Below are 644 nucleotides of genomic sequence, written 5' to 3'. Positions count from 1 at the left end.
CACCAAATGCCACTGGCGCGGTGTTAACAATCAGGCACAGCCCGGCGGCGTACAGCGGTTTAAAACCCAGGCCGACCAGCAATGCGGCGGTAATTGCTACCGGTGCGCCAAAGCCTGCGGCTCCTTCAAGGAACGCGCCGAAACAGAAACCGACGATCAGCATTTGCAGACGCTGGTCAGGGGTTATCGAAAGAATAGACGAGCGAATGATGTCAAACTGCCCGGTTTTCACCGAGATCTTATAGACGAACACCGCTGCAATAATGATCCACGCGATGGGCCACAACCCGTAGAAGAAACCATAAACCACCGAGGCCAGCGCGTTAGCGACCGGCATTTTATAGAACAGCAAAGCCACGGCAAGGGCGATTGCCACCGTCCACGAGGCGGCGACGTATCCTTTCAGTTTGAGCTTAATCAGCGCAAAGAAGAAAAACAGGATGGGAAGCGATGCTATCAGACTGGAAAGCCAGATATTCCCGGCGGGATCGTAGTTTTGTTGCCAGAGATTCATTGCAGGTCTCCTGGAGTCCACGCACATCGTGTAATGAGCCTGTTGCTCATCTCCTTGTCACACGTTGTGTAAAAGTGGCACTGCCAATTGTGTTGTGTAGGGATAATGACAATGAATGGTTAACTAAATG

Annotated in this window: 1 protein-coding gene; it reads right to left on the bottom strand. The window is 52.0% G+C overall.

Going from position 1 to position 644, the window contains the following annotated elements; genetic code table 11:
• The coding region (locus AC3Y5R_RS24210) for an L-lactate permease (protein WP_205935364.1) at positions 1-514 on the bottom strand (514 nt) is incomplete at its 3' end.
• Positions 515-644: the final 130 nt, after the last annotated feature.

It is taken from the genome of Erwinia sp. 009765445, assembly GCF_058137865.1.
Note: the sequence above shows the minus strand (reverse complement) of the source record. Positions and strands in the feature narration are given on the sequence as shown.